Below are 13,820 nucleotides of genomic sequence, written 5' to 3'. Positions count from 1 at the left end.
CGCCGCCCGGCACGGGAGGGTGCTCCCGTGCCGGGCGGCGGTGGTCGTTCCGGCGGGTACTGCGGCGTCGGTCAGCTGATGCCGGCTTCGGCGCAGAACTTGGCGTACGCCGCGGTGCAGACCTGCTCCTTGGTCGCGTAGCCGTCGGCGATGACGTCCTTGACGTTGTCCTTGTAGATGGCCTTCGGGGTGAGCAGCACCGAGGGGACGTCGCGGTCACCGTCCTTCACCGACTGGCCGGTGTCCTTCTTCTCGCCCTTGGCCAGCGCGATGGCCAGGTCCGCGGCGGCCTTGGCCTCTTCCCGGACTGCCTTGTAGACGGTCATGCACTGGTCACCGGCGAGGATGTTCTGCAGGCCCTCCACGCTGGCGTCCTGCCCGGTCACCGGCACCTTGCCGTTGATCTTGTTCTTCTTCAGGATCGAGATGGCGGCGTTGCCGAGAGTGTCGTTGGCGGCCAGCACGCCGTCGATCTTGCCCTTGGTCGCGGTGAGCTGCTGCTCGAAGATGGTCGCGGCGGTGGGGCCGTCCCAGCCCGGCACGGCGTCGTCCGGGCCCTTGGTGTATTCCTTGGAGTCGAACTTCGGCTTGAGCACCGAGTCGTATCCGGCCTTGAACAGGGTGGCGTTGTTGTCGGTGGGGGAGCCGTTCAGGTATGCCACGACCGGGTTCTTGGCGTTCTTCTCGGTCAGGCACTTCGCCAGACCCTCGCCCTGGAGCTTGCCGACGGTCTCGTTGTCGAAGCTGACGTAGTACTGGGCGGAGCCGCCGAGGGTGAGCCGGTCGTAGTCGATGGTGGCGATGCCCTGCGACTTGGCCTTGTCGAGCACGGCCTTGCCGGTGCCGGAGTCCAGGTTGACGATCATCAGGGCGGTGACGCCGCCGGTGATCATCTGGTCGGCGATGGTCTGGAAGGCGGCCTTGTCGTTCTGGGCGTTCTGAATGTCGGACTGGACGCCGGCGGCCTTGAACGCCTCCTCCAGGAAGCGGCGGTCCGCCGTCTCCCAGCGGGGGGAGGACTTGCTGTCCGGAAGGATCACGCCGATCTTGGGGGTCTTTTTGGAGTCGGTCGAGCCGGTGCCGGAGTCGTCGCTACAGGCGGTCAAGCCGCCGGTCGCGAGCAGGCCCACGGCGGCGATGGTGAGGATCCCCTTACGCATGTGCAGGGTCCTTTCGGAGGTGGGGAGGTGTTGTTTTGTTGTGTCCGGCAACGTATTTCGCGTCACACCGGCTCCACAAGACCGCGCAGGTGCATAGTTTGTTGGGAGCGATAACAATTCAGCAACGCGACTGTTACTCCGCGGGTATCCCACGGGGGAGTCGACGTAACGAAGGTCGTCAGTGGGTCTGCAACGGCGCGGTGCGGGCGTCGGTCAGCGCCACCAGATCCGCCGCGGCCAGTTCGAGTTGCAGACCGCGCCGACCAGCCGAGACGTAGATCGTCGGGAATGCCAGCGCGGAGTCGTCCAGCACTGTGGGCAGTCGCTTGCGCTGCCCGAGCGGGCTGATCCCACCGCGTACGTAGCCGGTTGCCCGCTCGGCGACCGCCCGGTCGGCCAGCGCCGCCCGCTTGCCACCGACGGCCGCCGCGAGCGCCTTCAGGTCCAACTCGCCGGTGACCGGAACGACCGCCACGGTCAGTGCGCCGTCGACCTCGGTCACCAGCGACTTGAACACGCGCTCCGGTGGCACGCCGAGCGCCACCGCCACCAACGCGCCGTAGTTCGGGGCGTCCGGTGCCACCCGGTACGGATGGGTGCGGTGCGCCACCCCACGCTTGACAACCAGTGCCGTCGCCGGAGTGCCCTGTCCTGCCACACCGGCGACGCTAGTCGACCGGCCTACCGATCAGCACTGTCGGTGCGCCGGCGACCCGGGTGAGCACCAGGCTCGCCGCCTCGTCGCCGGCCAGCCGCAGGTCCCGTCGAAGCTGCTCCGGGGTGAGCGCGGAACCCCGCTTGAGGATCTCCACCCGGCCCACCCGACGATCCCGCAGCAGCGCCCGCAGGCGCTTGAGCGAGAACGGCAGCACGTCGGTGATCTCCAGGCAGCGTGCGTACGGGGTGCGGATCGGCTGGTCGGCGTATAGGTAGGCGATGCTCGGATCGCCCAGGGTGGCGTCCAGTTCGGTGGCCAGTTCGGCCACGAGGTGCGCGCGCACCACCGCCGGGTCCGGGTCGTACAGGTAGCGACGCGGCGGCCCGACCGGAGCCTCGTCGGCACCCGAGCCGCTGAGCTGGTGGCGGCGAGTCTCGACGCCCCGCTGGCGGTAGAGGGTGGCGCGGCGGGGCACCTCCGCCAGGTCACCACACCAGAGCGCGGCCTCGACCAGGTCGCCGTCGACACCGACCCACTCGGCCTCCGCCCCGGCCGGAATGAGCGCGTGGTCCAGGCCCGGCGCCACCTTCACCACGGTGCGCGGCACCCGCTCGGCCAGCCCGGTCACGAAGTCCCACGGTGGCGAGTAGGCGCGCGGGTCGAAGATCCGTCGCCCGGTGCCGGTGGTGCGGCGGGCCGGGTCGCAGAAGACCCCGTCGACCCGGGAGACGTCGAACGCTGTCGCATCCCCGCACTCGACAGTGAACAGGTCGGCCAGCCCGGCCGCCTCAGCGTTGGCGGCGGCCATCGCGGCGGTCACCGGGTCGGCCTCCACCCCGTACACCCGGATGCCGGCGCGGGCGGCGGCCAGCGCGTCGGCGCCGAGGCCGCATCCGAGGTCGGCCAGGGTGCGCACGCCGGCCGCGTGGAGCCGGGCGGCCCGCCGGTCGGCGACCACCCGGCGGGTGGCCTGCTCCAGGCCCGGGCGGGTGAGGAACATCCCAGCGGCTGCCGGGCCGAACTTGCCGACCGCCCGGTGGCGCAGCTCAGCCTGGGTGAGCGCGGCCGCGGCCAGCGTCGGCGGCACCCCGGCCGCGCGCAGGGCCGACGCCGCGGCCAGTGGATCACCGCCGGCCAGCCCGGCCGCAGCCGTGAGTGCGGCCGACCCCTCGGGGGTACGCAGCGCCGCCAGCTGATCGAGATCCACCCGGTCATTGTCCGGGTAGACCCGGAAATCCGGGCTGGCGGGGCGCGACTCGCTGGCACTCTCCTTGACGGAGTGCTAGCCACGGAATAACCTGCGATTAGCACTCTCACCCTGAGGGTGCCAGCTTCCGGGTCTCACGACCCGGGGGCGCACGCCAGGCGGACCGGCACCCGCGACGACGGCCCCGCCCGGTGGCATGAGGCAGATTGACGCTGGTCGGCCCCGCCGGCCAGCAACGAAACCAGTACCCCAGGAGGGTATGCCCGTGACTACCGCGACCAAGGTTGCGATCAAGCCGCTCGAGGACCGCATCGTGGTCCAGGCGAACGAGGCTGAGACCACCACGGCGTCGGGCATCGTGATCCCCGACACCGCCAAGGAGAAGCCGCAGGAGGGCACTGTCCTCGCTGTCGGCCCGGGCCGCGTCGACGACAACGGCAACCGGGTTCCGGTTGACGTGCAGGTCGGCGACACCGTCCTCTACTCGAAGTACGGCGGCACCGAGGTCAAGTACGCCGGCGAGGAGTACCTGGTGCTCTCCGCCCGCGACGTCCTCGCGGTCATCGAGAAGTAAGCAACCGATCAGTGCCACTGCCCCGGTCCGGCTCGCCGGGCCGGGGCAATGGCGCTTCGAAGGGACATAAATGGCGAAGATCCTGAGCTTCTCGGACGACGCCCGGCACCTGCTGGAGCACGGTGTCAACGCCCTCGCGGACGTGGTCAAGGTCACCCTCGGCCCGCGCGGGCGCAACGTCGTCCTGGACAAGAAATTCGGTGCGCCGACGATCACCAACGATGGTGTGACCATCGCCAAGGAGATCGAGCTCACCAACCCGTACGAGAACCTTGGCGCGCAGCTGGTCAAGGAGGTGGCGACCAAGACCAACGACGTCGCCGGCGACGGGACCACCACCGCGACCGTGCTGGCCCAGGCGATGGTTCGCGAGGGTCTGCGCAACGTGACCGCCGGGACCAACCCGGCCGGCCTCAAGCGGGGCATCGACGCGGCGGCCGCCAAGGTCTCCGAGGCGCTGCTCGGCCGTGCCGCCGAGGTCACCAGCAAGGAGTCGATCGCGAACGTGGCGACGATCTCCGCGCAGGACGCCACGATCGGCGACCTGATCGCCGAGGCGATGGAGCGGGTCGGCCGCGACGGTGTCATCACCGTCGAGGAAGGCTCCATGCTCACCACCGAACTGGACGTGACCGAGGGTCTCCAGTTCGACAAGGGCTTCATCTCGCCGAACTTCGTCACCGACCTGGAGAGCCAGGAGTCCGTCCTTGAGGACGCGTACATCCTGGTCACCACCCAGAAGATCTCGGCGATCGAAGAGCTGCTGCCGCTGCTGGAGAAGATCCTGCAGAACAGCAAGCCCCTGCTGATCATCGCCGAGGACGTGGACGGCCAGGCGCTCTCCACCCTGGTGGTCAACTCGCTGCGCAAGACCCTCAAGGTCTGCGCGGTCAAGGCCCCGGGCTTCGGTGACCGGCGCAAGGCGATGCTCCAGGACATCGCGATCTCCACGGGCGCCGAGCTGGTCGCCCCGGAGCTGGGCTACAAGATCGACCAGGTCGGCCTGGAGGTGCTCGGCACCGCTCGGCGCGTCGTGGTCGACAAGGAGAACACCACGATCGTCGACGGCGGTGGCCAGAAGGCCGACGTCGCCGACCGGGTCTCCCAGATCCGCAAGGAGATCGAGGCCTCCGACTCCGACTGGGACCGGGAGAAGCTGGCCGAGCGGCTGGCGAAGCTCTCCGGTGGCATCGCCGTCATCAAGGCTGGCGCGGCCACCGAGGTCGAGATGAAGGAGCGCAAGCACCGCATCGAGGACGCCATCGCGGCGACCAAGGCTGCGGTCGAGGAGGGCACTGTGCCCGGCGGCGGCGCCGCCCTGGTGCAGATCCGTTCGGTGCTCGACGACGACCTGGGCTTCACCGGCGACGAGAAGATCGGTGTCTCGGTCGTGCGCAAGTCGCTCGTCGAGCCGCTGCGCTGGATCGCCCAGAACGCCGGTCACGACGGCTACGTCGTGACGCAGAAGGTCGCCGACCTGGAGTGGGGCAACGGCCTCGACGCCGCCAAGGGCGAGTACGTCGACCTCGTCAAGGCCGGCATCATCGACCCGGTGAAGGTGACCCGCAACGCGGTCACCAACGCCGCCTCGATCGCCGGTCTGCTGCTCACCACGGAGAGCCTCGTGGTCGAGAAGCCGGAGCAGGCGGAGCAGTCCGCGGGCGGCGGCCACGGCCACGGTCACGGCCACCAGCACGGCCCGGGCTTCTGACCCGGTAGCGACACCCGTTCCGGGGCACACCGTCGCACGACGGTGTGCCCCGGCTCGTCTTATGGGTCTGTTACCGACGCTGCCGTTGTTGGCGAGTGGACCGGATGATCGCGCACACTGGGCCGATGAGCACCACGTCGCGGCGCTACGCCGCGCTGGCTGGGATCACCGCCGCCGCCGTCGCGATCGGAATCGCCGAACCGGTGGCGGTCCTGACCGGCCCCCGGTCGGCACCGCTGGTCGCGGTCGGCGGGGTGGTCGTCGACGCCGTTCCCGAGTCGCTGAAGCAACTCGCCATCGACCTCTTCGGCACCGCCGACAAGATCGCGCTGCTGGTCGGCACGGGCCTGCTGCTGGGAGGGTTCGCGGCGCTGTTCGGTGTGCTGGCGGTCCGACGGCTGGCATTCGGCCTGGCCGGCATCGCCGCGTTCGGCGTCATCGGTGTGGCCGCCGCGCTGACCCGTTCCGGTGCGGACGCCGCCGACGCGCTGCCGTCGCTTGTCGGCGCCGGCCTCGGCGGCCTGGTGCTCTGGCTGTTCATCGACGGCCCGTTCGAGCTGGACCCCTGGCCCTGGTCACCGCCCACGCCGATCGCGCCGCCCGCTGGGTCGGTGCCGCCTGCTGGGTCGGTGCCGCCTGCTGGGTCGGTACCGCCTGTCGGTCCGGTGCCGCCTGCGGGCCCGGAGCGGGGGTCGCGGGCCGAGCCGCCCTTGCCGACGCCCGAGGGCCTGCCGGTGCCGGTGACTCCCGCCGCTCCGGTGTCGCCTGCTGGCCCGGTGACGCCCGCTGCGCCGGTGGCTCCGGGCGGGCAACCCGCGGCCGGGGCTGCGGAAGTCGACCCCGAGTCGCGGCGGCGGTTCCTCACCAGCAGTGGGGTTCTGCTCGGAACCGCCGTGGCGGCAGGTCTCGGTGGGCGCTGGCTGGCCGGCCGACGCGGGGTGTCCGCCGCTCGGGACGCCATCCGGCTGCCCGCGCCGGTCGCCCCCGCAGCGGCCGTACCCGCAGGCGCGGACCTCTCGCTGGCGCAACTCGCGCCGTACGTCACCTCGAACCTCGGGTTCTACCGGATCGACACCGCGCTGGTGGTACCCCAGGTGGACCCGGACAGCTGGCGGCTGCGGATCCACGGGCGGGTCGGCACCGAGCGCACCTACACCTACGCCGACCTGCTGGCCCGGCCGCTGGTCGAGCGGTACGTCACGTTGGCCTGCGTCTCCAACGAGGTGGGCGGTGACCTGATCGGCAACGCCCGCTGGCTCGGCGTACCCCTGCGGGAACTGCTCGACGAGGTCGACCCGGACGCGGACGCCGACCAGGTCGTCGGCCGGTCGGTCGACGGCTGGACCTGCGGCACCCCCACCGCCGCGCTGCGCGACGGGCGGGACGCGCTGCTGGCGGTCGGCATGAACGGCGAGCCTCTGCCCGTCGAGCACGGCTTCCCGGTCCGGATGGTGGTGCCCGGCCTCTACGGGTACGTGTCGGCGTGCAAGTGGGTGACCGAGCTGGAGCTGACCCGGTTCGCCGACTTCGACGCGTACTGGGTGCCGCGCGGCTGGTCGGTCGAAGGGCCCATCAAGACGCAGTCGAGGATCGACACGCCCCGGGGACGTAACCGGCTGACCACGGGGCCGGTGACCATCGCCGGCGTGGCGTGGGCACAGCACCGGGGCATCCGCCAGGTCGAGGTACGCGTCGACGACGGCGAGTGGCAGCAGGCCGAGCTGGCCCCAGCCGTGTCGGTGGACACCTGGGTGCAGTGGTCGTGGCGCTGGGACGCCACGCCAGGCGAGCACCGGCTCCAGGCCCGGGCAACGGACGCCACCGGCGAAACCCAGACCGAGCGTACGCAGGATGTCGTCCCGGACGGCGCCACCGGCTGGCACACGGTCACCGTCACCGTCCGCTGATCCGGCAGTGCCGGGCGGTCCGCCCGGTCGGAAGCCGTCGGAGTGCTGCCCGGCCGGGCCTGGCCGGGCCCGGCCAGGCCGGCGGGCGGTGTGTCGCGCCGGCCGAGTGAGCCCGACCGTGTAGATCTTGGACACTTTCCGTTAGCGGCTAACGGAAAGTGTCCAAGGTCTGCCGGGCCTCGTTGTCGGTGTTCTTGTGGTTGTGCGGGATGCCGCTGGCCGGCACCCCGGGTGGGGGTGCCGGCCAGCGGTCGGGTCGTTCAGTGTTCGTGTCGGGCTCAGCTGTTCCAGTGCTGGGCGACGAGGTCGGTGGCCTGCTGCTCCCACTGGGCGTAGGCGTCGGGGTAGGCGGAGACCTGCACGGTCTGCGCGGCGTCGGTCAGCGCCATGTCCTGCCAGCCGTCGACCTGCTTGAGGCCCTTGAGGAACGCGGTGGTGGAGTAGGCGGGGTCGGTGATCTGCTCCGGCGTGCCCCAACCACTGGTCGGGCGCTGCTGGAACAGGCCCAGCGAGTCGTGGTCGTTGGCGTCGCCGAGGTGGCCCAGGTTCTCCAGCTTCGACTCCTGCAGGCTCGTGGCGATGGAGATGACCGCGGCGCGCTCGGGCAGGCCGGCCTTCTTCGTGGCGGCGATGATCGCCTTGACGTTGGCGGTCTGCTCGTCGTTGAGGGTGATGTGGGACTGGTCGCCCTGGGGCTTCGGGGCGGCCGACTGCACCGCGACCGCGACCGGCTTGCCATCTACGGGGTTGGCGTGGGCGGCGATCGGGCCGGCGAAGACGCCACCGGCGAACGCGAGACCAGCAACAGACAGCATGCTCTTACGGATGATCGTGTTCATGGGGGTAGCTCCTTCGGGGGTAGGAACACCCGCACACCGCTCGGGGGAGACGGTGGCGCAGGGTGTGAGCACCTCGTCCGGCGCTGCATCAAAATCAAAGGGGAAAAGTCTTAGGGGAGATCGGCACCGTCAAGCCGGGGGCTTGCGGGGGCCGGGTCGGCGACCTGCGAGCGGAGGCTCGGGCGCCGGGTCGGCGGCCTACGAGCGCGGGCTTGTGGCGCCGGGTTCATGTGTAACGACCGGGGGCCCGGGGTCATTCCGGGGGCCGGGCCATCCCGTGGCACCCGATGGAGCGCGGGTGCTGGGAAGGCTTCAACGATGCGGCCCGGGTCGGCATTCCAACCCCGCTACCAACCCGTAGGCGGGGCGGTGAGGCGGTGGTCCTGCGATCGTCAGAGTGTGTAACGACCCCGCCCCGGCCATCATTCCGACCCACCGGTGCGACCGGTCACAGCCAAACGCCGCGAACCTCGTACCGCGATCATCGGCGCGCTCGGCTCAACCCCTCAGAACCGACAAACCTCCCATACGCGGCGCGCCGCCGGCCTCAGCCCGTTCCGTTCTGGGCATGATTCACTCGGCTTTGCCAATATCGGTTTGTCCGAGGCGGCGGGACACCCCGACATCATTGAACCCGTGTCGATCATGCGGATGTTGGGGCTGTCCACGAGACCGGGCGGGGGAGGTCGAGCCGCCTATGACCCGGGGACGTCGAGGCCGTCGAGGGTCGGGGACGTCGAAACCGCGCCCCCGAACCAGGGACGCGGTTTCGCGGACGTCAGGTATGTGTCGGGTCAGGCGACGTTGCGTTGGGCCGGGACGGTCGACTTGTGCGGGTGACCCAGTCGGGCCTCCAGCCGTGCGACGTCGACCCGGGCGTGCCGGCGGTCTGCCAGGTCCTCCCAGCCGACGGCGAGCAGTCGCAGTCGTTCCGACTCGCTGAAGCCGCCCCACACGCCGTACGGCTCACGGACCGACAGCGCGTGTGCGGCGCACTCGGCCCGGACCGGGCAGGCACGACAGACCGACTTGGCGGCGGACTCGCGACGCAGTCGGGAGGAGCCACGCTCGCCGTCCGGGTGGAAGAACTGGGCGCTGTCCCGCCCTCGGCAGGCACCGAGCCGTTGCCAGTCCCAGAGATCGACGATGGGTCCGGGCAGTCTACGTACGTTCGACATCAGCACCCCTCCTCCCGCGCGGCTCCGCGAGAATCCTTGTGGCCGGCATCCGTGCGGCGGGCCGCGCAGGCGCACCGTTCCCGGCCTGGACCTCCCGGTACCCGGGCCGCAGCCGACTCACACGTGTGTGATCGAAAACGTCCTACAAATTGCGGCTTTTGCCCTATCTGTCGGAAAAGTTCGAAGGATTGCCGGGAACCCCCTCCCGAGCCGACCCCGTCATGGTCTGCTCGTTGGCGGAGAGGAGACCACAGTGCGTACCGTCCTTGTGTGCGTTCGGACACCACTCGCGGCCCAGCACCTTGCTTCTGCTGCCGCGCGGCTGGGGTTGTCAGCAATTGTTCGTACCGCAGTCTCCGATCCTGAGGTGATGCTGCGGCTGGCCGAGCGACCGGCCGACGTGGTGTTGGCCGACACGGCCCTCACCCGGCCGGACAGCGCCGGTTTCGTTCGTCGGGTCCTGGCCCGCGCGCCGCAGGCTGCGGTGCTGCTGCTCGGCACCGAAGAGTCCGAGGCGGCGGCGGCCACCATCAGCGCCGGCGCCCGCGGTCTCATTCAGAACGTCGACCACGACCTGACCAGTGCGGTGGCCAAGGCTCTCCTGCTGCTCACAGCGCCCGGCCGGGCCTCCCGGCAGCGGATCACCGATCCGGCCCGGGATGCCGCGGCAGTAGGCGGTTCTGGTCGCTCCGGGCCGTCGCCGCGTGGCTCCGGCGAGCCCGGCTGGCCGGCAACGCCCGGCGACGGGTCGGCGGGGATGCCGTCGGTGCCGGTGCAGCGGGGGGACGACGAGGCCGAGTCGGCGACCGGCGAGTCGTCGGCGGATCAGACCGATCCGGCCCGGCCCGCTGCGAACGCCCGGCCCACCCGGGCGTCGATCGGGCTCACCGAGCGCGAGCTTCAGGTGCTGCTCGGCATGGCCGAGGGTAAGAGCAACGCGGAGATCGGCCGGGAGTTGTTCGTCTCGGAAGACACGGTCAAGACGCACGCTCGCCGGTTGTTCCGCAAGCTTGGGGCGCGGGACCGGGCGCACGCGGTGGCAGCCGGCTTCCGCGCCGGGCTGGTCGCCTGAAGGTCACGCCACCGTCACCGGCACGCGCCGCACGCCACGGTCACCGGTACCCGCCGCGCCGCACTCCACCGGCACGCGCCACGCCGCGCCGCGCCACCGTCACCGGCACAGGCGCCGCACGCCACCATCAAACGGCGTCCACGCACCCGACCGTCACTGCGTTGCGGTCGGGGTGCCCGGCTCGTCCTCGGTGCCCTCGGTCAGCGTGTCGTGCACGCCGTCGGCGTAGCCCCGGGCGTAGTCCCAGGTCACGTAGTGGTCCGGGTCGGGGTCGTACGCGGGCTCGTGCACCCGGGGGCGGCCCGAGTTGAGCAGGTGGCGCAGGTTGCCCCGGAGCAGGTCCCAGTCGAAGTAGTGCGGCTCTCGGCAGTCCTCGCATTCGATCACCAGGCCACGGACCCCGATCGGGGCGAGCAGGGCCTGGTAGATCTCCAGGTCGGCGAGGTCTTCCAGCACGTCCTGCCGCTCGACGTCGGTCAGCGGATCCGGCGTCGGGTCATCGCCCGGCTCATCCAGACCCGCTGTGGGATCGGCCGGGTCGCCATTGAACGGGTCGATGGGCTCGTCGTGCACCCCTTCACCGTAGACCCAACGCGGCGCGGACGTCCGCCCCCCGGGCCGTGCGCCGGGCCGGGCCGCCACAGACGGGTCGCCCAGGTCACTGGGTACGATGAGGCGACGTGCCGGCACCGTGGCGCGCTCCGGTGCCCGCCCGCGCCACCTCGCTGAAGCCCATCCGAGCAGCTCAGGGGAGCAATCGTGGAAAATTCGCCCAGCACCGATCTTCCGGCCGGCGTGGAGCACGCCGACCTGGGCGGCCACCTGCCCGAGCTGCCGGCTGGCTCCGCCCGGGTGGTTCCGCTCGGCCTCACCTTCGACGACGTGCTGCTCCAGCCGGGCGAGTCGGACGTGGTGCCCAGTCGGGTCAACACCCGGACGAAGCTCACCCGCAACGTCGAGTTGTCCATTCCGCTGCTCTCCAGCGCGATGGACACGGTCACCGAGGCCCGGATGGCGATCGCCATGGCCCGCCAGGGCGGCATCGGCGTGTTGCACCGCAACCTTTCGATGGAGGACCAGGCGCTCCAGGTCGACCTGGTCAAGCGCTCCGAGTCCGGCATGATCACCAACCCGGTGACCGCCAGCCCTGACGACACGCTGCGCGAGGTCGACGAGCTGTGCGGGCGTTACCGCATCTCCGGCGTCCCCGTGGTGGACGGCGACGGCCAGCTGGTTGGCATCGTCACCAACCGCGACATGCGTTTCGTCTCCGAGCCGGACACCCCGGTCCGCGAGATCATGACCCACACCCCGCTGGTCACCGCCCGGGTGGGCGTGAGCAAGGACGACGCTCTCGCGCTGCTGCGCCAACACAAGGTCGAGAAGCTGCCGATCATCGACGAGTCGGGCCGGCTGCGTGGCCTGATCACCGTGAAGGACTTCACCAAGAGCGAGCAGTACCCGGACGCCAGCAAGGACGACGCCGGCCGCCTCCGGGTCGCCGCCGCCATCGGTGTCGGCGAGGACTCGTACAAGCGGGCCCGTGCCCTGGTCGACGCGGGCGTCGACGTGCTGATCGTGGACACCGCGCACGGTCACCAGCGGGCTGTGCTGGACATGGTCCGCCGACTCAAGGCCGACGTCACTGTCGACATCATGGGCGGCAACGTGGCCACGTACGCCGGCGCGAAGGCGCTGGTCGACGCCGGCGCCGACGGCGTCAAGGTGGGCGTGGGTCCGGGCGCGATCTGCACCACCCGGATCGTCGCCGGTGTCGGTGTGCCGCAGGTGACCGCGATCATGGAGGCAGCCCGTGCCGCCCGGCCGGCCGGCGTGCCGGTCATCGGCGACGGTGGCATCCAATACTCCGGCGACATCGCCAAGGCCCTGGTGGCCGGCGCCGACACGGTGATGCTCGGCAGCCTGCTGGCCGGCTGCGAGGAGAGCCCCGGCGAGCTGATCTTCGTCAACGGCAAGCAGTTCAAGACCTACCGCGGGATGGGGTCGCTCGGCGCGATGCAGTCCCGGGGTCAGGCCAAGTCGTACAGCAAGGACCGCTACTTCCAGCAGGACGTGCTCAGCGACGACAAGCTCGTCCCGGAGGGCGTCGAGGGTCAGGTGCCCTACCGGGGGCCGCTCTCCCGGGTCGCCCACCAGCTGGTCGGCGGTTTGCGACTGGCCATGGGATACGCCGGTGCGGAGAACATCCCCGATCTGCACCGCCGGGGCCAGCTCATCCGGATCACCGCGGCCGGGCTGAAGGAGAGCCACCCGCACGACATCCAGATGACCGTCGAGGCGCCCAACTACCACACCCGCTGACCCACCACCCCCAACCATCTGGAGTCCCCCATGCGTGACGTGGTCGAGATCGGGCTGGGCAAGACCGCGCAGCGCGGCTACCACCTGGACGACATCGCCATCGTGCCGAGCCGCCGGACCAGGGACGTCGACGACGTCTCCACCTCCTGGCAGCTCGACGCCTACCCGTTCGGTATCCCGTGCGTCGGCCACCCCTCCGACGCCACCATGAGCCCGGCGTCGGCGGTGCGGCTCGGTGAGCTCGGCGGCCTCGGTGTGCTCAACGTCGAGGGGCTCTGGACCCGCTACGAGAACCCGACCAAGGTGCTGGAGGAGCTGGCCGGCCTCGACGAGGACGCCCGCGCCACCAAGAAGCTCCAAGAGGTGTACGCCGAGCCGATCCGCCCGGACCTGATCGCCGAGCGGGTTCGTGAGCTGCGCGCCGGCGGCGGCACCGTGGCGGTGCGGGTCTCCCCGCAGCACACCCTGGCGCTGGCCCCGGTGATCCTGGACGCCGGGGTGGACATCCTGGTCATCCAGGGCACCATCGTCTCGGCCGAGCACGTGTCGACCACCGATGAGCCGTTGAACCTCAAGGAGTTCATCGCCGACCTCGACCTGCCGGTGATCGTCGGCGGTTGCACGGACTACAAGACCGCTCTGCACCTGATGCGTACCGGTGCGGCCGGGGTCATCGTGGGCATCGGTGGCGACGAGTGGTCGACCACCGAGTCGGTGCTGGGGATCCGGGTGCCGATGGCGACCGCGATCGCGGATGCGGCGGCGGCCCGCCGCGACTATCTGGACGAGACCGGCGGCCGGTACGTGCACCTCATTGCCGACGGTGACATCCAGACCTCGGGTGACATCGCCAAGGCGCTCGGCTGCGGTGCGGACGCGGTGATGCTCGGTGAGCCGCTGTCGCTCTGCGAGGAGGCCCCCGCCGGTGGTGCCTGGTGGCACTCGGCGGCGAGTCACCCGTCGCTGCCTCGGGGCGCGTTCGAGGTTGCCGGTGAGCCGCTCGGGTCGATGGAGGAGCTGCTCTTCGGGCCGGCTGACGAGGCCGACGGCCAACTCAACCTGTTCGGTGGGCTGCGTCGGGCGATGGCCAAGTGCGGTTACCGCGACCTGAAGGAGTTCCAGAAGGTCGGCCTGGTCCTCGACCGCTGACCCTTTTCTCAGACGCCGGAAGGCCGGCCCCGCGGTGCTGCGG

The 13,820-nt window shown here is 70.7% G+C and carries 12 protein-coding genes; 6 read left to right on the top strand and 6 right to left on the bottom strand.

The window, feature by feature from the left end; genetic code table 11:
* Nucleotides 1-71: 71 nt before the first annotated feature.
* The 3 genes from AC3CF1_RS15365 to AC3CF1_RS15355 all read right to left on the bottom strand — a co-directional run bounded on the left by AC3CF1_RS15365 (nucleotide 72) and on the right by AC3CF1_RS15355 (nucleotide 3,025).
* On the bottom strand, nucleotides 72-1,160 hold the full coding sequence (locus AC3CF1_RS15365) for a sugar ABC transporter substrate-binding protein (RefSeq protein ID WP_354982909.1): 1,089 nt from the start codon (nucleotides 1,158-1,160) through the stop codon (nucleotides 72-74).
* A gap of 178 nt (nucleotides 1,161-1,338) precedes the next feature.
* Nucleotides 1,339-1,818: a Cys-tRNA(Pro) deacylase gene (gene ybaK, locus AC3CF1_RS15360; RefSeq protein ID WP_088950173.1), complete on the bottom strand. Its 480-nt coding sequence runs from the start codon at nucleotides 1,816-1,818 to the stop codon at nucleotides 1,339-1,341.
* Nucleotides 1,819-1,828: 10 nt separating this feature from the next.
* The gene (locus AC3CF1_RS15355; RefSeq protein WP_488450710.1) at nucleotides 1,829-3,025 is read right to left on the bottom strand and encodes a THUMP-like domain-containing protein; all 1,197 of its coding nucleotides are present in this window, start codon (nucleotides 3,023-3,025) and stop codon (nucleotides 1,829-1,831) included.
* A 259-nt stretch (nucleotides 3,026-3,284) separates the two neighbouring features.
* On the opposite strand from AC3CF1_RS15355, the gene groES reads away from it, so the two are divergent.
* The 3 genes from groES to AC3CF1_RS15340 all read left to right on the top strand — a co-directional run bounded on the left by groES (nucleotide 3,285) and on the right by AC3CF1_RS15340 (nucleotide 7,217).
* Nucleotides 3,285-3,599: a co-chaperone GroES gene (gene groES / locus AC3CF1_RS15350; RefSeq protein WP_030330046.1), complete on the top strand. Its 315-nt coding sequence runs from the start codon at nucleotides 3,285-3,287 to the stop codon at nucleotides 3,597-3,599.
* Nucleotides 3,600-3,669: 70 nt separating this feature from the next.
* On the top strand, nucleotides 3,670-5,310 hold the full coding sequence (gene groL / locus AC3CF1_RS15345) for a chaperonin GroEL (protein WP_088950171.1): 1,641 nt from the start codon (nucleotides 3,670-3,672) through the stop codon (nucleotides 5,308-5,310).
* Between the two features lie 125 nt (nucleotides 5,311-5,435).
* Nucleotides 5,436-7,217 carry a molybdopterin-dependent oxidoreductase gene (locus AC3CF1_RS15340; RefSeq protein ID WP_354982506.1) on the top strand — a complete coding sequence of 594 codons (1,782 nt, stop codon included), beginning with the start codon at nucleotides 5,436-5,438 and terminating at the stop codon, nucleotides 7,215-7,217.
* A gap of 278 nt (nucleotides 7,218-7,495) precedes the next feature.
* Here the strand turns inward: AC3CF1_RS15340 and AC3CF1_RS15335 are convergent, their stop codons facing one another.
* Entirely contained in the window at nucleotides 7,496-8,056 is a 561-nt protein-coding gene (locus AC3CF1_RS15335) for a hypothetical protein (RefSeq protein ID WP_406083175.1), read from the bottom strand.
* A gap of 794 nt (nucleotides 8,057-8,850) precedes the next feature.
* Complete coding sequence (locus tag AC3CF1_RS15330; protein WP_088952018.1) at nucleotides 8,851-9,234, bottom strand: WhiB family transcriptional regulator; 384 nt, start codon at nucleotides 9,232-9,234, stop codon at nucleotides 8,851-8,853.
* A 253-nt stretch (nucleotides 9,235-9,487) separates the two neighbouring features.
* On the opposite strand from AC3CF1_RS15330, the gene AC3CF1_RS15325 reads away from it, so the two are divergent.
* Nucleotides 9,488-10,306, top strand: coding sequence for a helix-turn-helix transcriptional regulator (locus AC3CF1_RS15325; RefSeq protein WP_099848589.1), 819 nt, complete (start codon nucleotides 9,488-9,490; stop codon nucleotides 10,304-10,306).
* A 153-nt stretch (nucleotides 10,307-10,459) separates the two neighbouring features.
* Here AC3CF1_RS15325 and AC3CF1_RS15320 read toward each other — a convergent pair whose 3' ends face one another.
* A complete protein-coding gene (locus tag AC3CF1_RS15320) occupies nucleotides 10,460-10,879 on the bottom strand; it encodes a DUF5319 domain-containing protein (protein WP_088950168.1) in 420 nt (139 codons plus the stop codon).
* Nucleotides 10,880-11,065: 186 nt separating this feature from the next.
* Between AC3CF1_RS15320 and guaB the strand changes: the two genes are divergently transcribed.
* Nucleotides 11,066-12,628, top strand: coding sequence for an IMP dehydrogenase (gene guaB, locus AC3CF1_RS15315; RefSeq protein WP_488450709.1), 1,563 nt, complete (start codon nucleotides 11,066-11,068; stop codon nucleotides 12,626-12,628).
* Between the two features lie 30 nt (nucleotides 12,629-12,658).
* A complete protein-coding gene (locus tag AC3CF1_RS15310; protein ID WP_088950166.1) occupies nucleotides 12,659-13,777 on the top strand; it encodes a GuaB3 family IMP dehydrogenase-related protein in 1,119 nt (372 codons plus the stop codon).
* Nucleotides 13,778-13,820 lie beyond the last annotated feature (43 nt).

Source organism: Micromonospora sp. MGP-C2 (assembly GCF_057766525.1).
The sequence above is the reverse complement of the archived record's forward strand: the minus strand, read 5'-3'. Positions and strand labels throughout refer to the sequence as shown.